This window comes from Candidatus Methylomirabilis sp. (assembly GCA_036000645.1).
Lineage (GTDB): Bacteria > Methylomirabilota > Methylomirabilia > Methylomirabilales > JACPAU01 > JACPAU01.
Genome location: DASYVA010000020.1, coordinates 1 through 3379 on the forward strand (window position 1 = coordinate 1; position 3379 = coordinate 3379).

Below are 3379 nucleotides of genomic sequence, written 5' to 3' on the forward strand. Positions count from 1 at the left end.
ACGATGCTGCCTGCGGCGATGCCGGGCATGGCGTGCGGGATGATGATCTCCCGGAGGATGGAGGGGGCGGTGCCGCCCAGATCGTAGGCGGCCTCGATCAGGCTGTCATCCAGGCTGTCCAGCACGGTCACCAGCGGCACCACCATGAAGAGCATGGAGGTGTAGATCAGGCCGATCATGATGGCCACGTCGTTGTAGAGCATCTCGATCGGTCTGGCGAGCAGCCCGGTCCAGACCAGAACGCCGCTCACGATCCCGCTCTCGCGGAGCAGGATCATCCAGCCATAGGTGCGGACCAGCTCGCTCACCCAGAAGGGCAGGAGGCAGAGCAGGAACAGGATCCCCTTGGCTCGGCCCCGCGCCATCTTGGCGATGAAGTAGGCCACCGGGAAGGCGAGGAGGAGGGTCAGCAGGGTGGCTAGGATGGAGTACGTGGCGGTCCTGGCGAAGGTGTTCCAGTAGATCGGCTCCGCGAAGAACCGGGTATAGTTGGCCAGGCTGAAAGCGCCGCCGCCCCCCTTGGGCCGGACGGAGAGGAGGAACATGTCCACGTGGGGCAGCACGATGAGCAGGAGCAGCCACAGGGCGGCCGGGGTCAGGAAGACCGCCAACCCGATCCGGCCGCCCGTCCGCCGGCTCACGCGCTCCTCCCAAAGCACAGCCCCGCGCCCGCGTCCCAGCCCAGGTGAACGGTCTGGCCGGGCCGCAGGTCGGCGAACCGGCCCGTTTGCGGGAGGGCAGCGGTGATCTCCCCTCCCGTCCGGGCCTCCTTCACCAGGACACGGCTGTTCGCCCCGTCGAAGAGAACGCTCTCGACGGTCCCCCGCAGGCGGTTCGCGACCGCGCCGAGTTCGCCCTCCTCCCCCGCCAGCGTGATCCCCTCCGGCCGGACGAAGAGATCCACCGATTGGCCGGCCCCCAGGCGTTCCGAGGTTCGGGCCGTGAGCTCCAGCCCGTCCCGCGTCCGCACCCGGACCTCGTCCCCCGACCTCGCGACCAGCGCCCCCTCCCAGCGGTTGCTCCCCCCCACGAACCCGGCGACGAAGGAGGTGTGCGGACGGTAGTAGAGCCCCTGGGGCGTGTCCACCTGCTCGAACCGGCCCTCGTTCATCACCGCGACGCGGTCGGACATGACGAGCGCCTCCGACTGGTCGTGGGTGATGTAGACGAAGGTAGTGCCGATGTCTGCCTGGAGGAGCTTGAGCTCCACCTTCATCTGCTCCCGCAGCTTCAGGTCCAGGGCGCCCAGCGGCTCGTCGAGGAGGAGCACGGTCGGCTCGAGCACGAGGCAGCGAGCGATGGCGATCCGCTGCTTCTGCCCGCCCGAGAGCTGATCGATGCGCTTGTCGCCGGAGCCGGGAAGGCCGATGCGCCCGAGCACGCGTTCCACGCGCTCGCGGATCTCCACCCGCTCCACCCCCCGCCGCCGCAGGCCATAGGCGATGTTCTCGGCCACCGACATCATGGGGAAGAGGGCCAGGTGTTGGAAGATGAGGTTGACCGGCCGCCGGTTGGGCGGGACCCCGACCATCGAGCGTCCGCCGATCAGGATGTCCCCGGCGTCCGGCTCGAGGAAGCCGGCGATCATCCGGAGGAGCGTGGTCTTGCCGCAGCCCGACGGGCCGAGGATGGAGAAGAAGGAGCCCTTGGGGATCTGGAAGGAGACACCCTGCACGGCCCGGAACTCGCCGAAGCTCCGGACGAGGTCGCGCGCTTCCAGGTCAATGGGCGCGGTCATGGCAAGGGTTCCGGCACGGCGAAAGACCAGGGCCGCCCCAAGGGAGCGGCCCTGGTCCGTCGGGGCTGGTTTACCGGGAAGCGGCGGCCCGCACCTTCTCGAGGACGTTCCCCTCGATCTCCTCCAGGCCCGCCGGGACCGCCGGGTACCATTTGATGTTGTCCACGTCCTTGGGGGAGAAACTGGCCTGATAGAGCTTCTGGAGCACCGGATCCACGTACCGGTCGGAGCCCTTGGACGCGGTGAAGTTGCCGGCGGCGGCCGCAACCTTGCCGGCGATCTCGGGCCGCATCACGAAGTTGATCCACTGGTAGGCGGCGTCCAGGTTCCGGGCCTTGGCCGGGAGCGCGAAGGTGTCGATCCAGCCCAGGGCCCCCGACTTGGGCGCGACGAAGACGATCTCCGGATTCTCCTGGGTGAGCTTCCAGCCCCCGGAGTCCCAGCCCATGGCCAGCGTGACCTCCCCGGTGCGCATCAAGGCCAGCAGGGCGTCGCCGTTCGACCAGTAATCCTTGACGTGCTTCTTGCAGGCGATGAGCTTGTCGCCGATCTGCTCCATGAGCGCCTGGTACTTGCCCTTGTCCCCGTAGAGCGCGAACGGGTCCTTCCCCATGGCGAAGGCGAAGGCAACCAGGACCGGGCGCTTGGCCCGGTAGCTCACGCGCCCCGCGTACCTGGCATCGCACAGGTCCAGGTAGTCGCGGGCCGCGCCCGCCGCCTTTTTGTTCACGATCAGGCCATCCGTTCCCCAGATGTGCGGCAGGCCGTACACCTGCCCGTTCAGCGTGGTGTTCTTCTTGGTGGCCTCCAGCATCGAGGGGATGAAGAGTCCCGTCTTGACCTTCGACAGGTCGAAGGGCCGGTAGATCTTGTAGTCCTGCTGGGCGCCCGTGATCCGGTCCTGGCTCGGCTGGGCCAGATCGAACCCGGCCCCGCCGGTCGCCCGCAGCTTGGAGATCATCTCCTCGTTATTGGAGTACGTGATGTTCGCTTTGACGCCGGTCTCCTTCTCGAACTGCTCGACCACCTCGTTCGGGGCATAGCCCTTCCAGGTCAGCAGCCGGAGCTCCGCGGCCTGGGCGCCGGCAGCCCCCACCACCAGGGCAACCACCGTACCGACTGCGATCCGTGCGCGTGAGCGGGCCCGCATGGCGCGATCCTCCTTTGTCTTCCCCGCGCGGCAGGGAGGGAGAGGCGGCATCCACATTCTGGACTCGGGACTCCCGGGTGGTTCCGGCCTGCATCCGGTGCGCATCCGCGACGGCCCCCCCGAGGGCCGTCGGACGATGGACCCGGTGGGAGCGAGAGAACGGGGTCGGGGGTGCCCCCGATTATAGGTTCCCCCGGGGGGTGGTCAAGCCGATTCGCTGAGCAGGCGCCGGAGGCGGCCGGGGTGGTTCGTGATGATGCCGTCCAGGCCCAGCCCCACCAGGCGGCGCATCTCGGCCTCGTCGTCCACGGTCCAGGCGTAGAGCCGGAAGCCGGAGGCGGTGGTGAGCGCGCGCTCCCGCGCCGTCACCAACTGGTGCTGGAGGGCGAGCCCCCCTGCCCCGGCCGCGGCGGCCACCCCCCCCGGGTCCGCCGGCCGCCCCTCCAGCAGGGCCGCCGTCTCCACCTCCGGGGCGGCGGACCGCACGGCGA

Annotated in this window: 4 protein-coding genes; all 4 read right to left on the reverse strand. The window is 69.1% G+C overall.

The features are described 5' to 3' along the window. A partial coding sequence (locus VGT06_00825; GenBank protein ID HEV8661675.1) for an ABC transporter permease occupies positions 1-641 on the reverse strand: 641 nt, incomplete at its 3' end. After that, entirely contained in the window at positions 638-1738 is a 1101-nt protein-coding gene (locus tag VGT06_00830; protein ID HEV8661676.1) for an ABC transporter ATP-binding protein, read from the reverse strand. The genes VGT06_00825 and VGT06_00830, both read right to left, overlap by 4 nt. A 70-nt stretch (positions 1739-1808) precedes the next feature. Further along, positions 1809-2888, reverse strand: coding sequence for an extracellular solute-binding protein (locus VGT06_00835; protein ID HEV8661677.1), 1080 nt, complete (start codon positions 2886-2888; stop codon positions 1809-1811). A gap of 204 nt (positions 2889-3092) precedes the next feature. After that, the coding region (locus VGT06_00840) for a glycerophosphodiester phosphodiesterase family protein (protein HEV8661678.1) at positions 3093-3379 on the reverse strand (287 nt) is incomplete at its 5' end.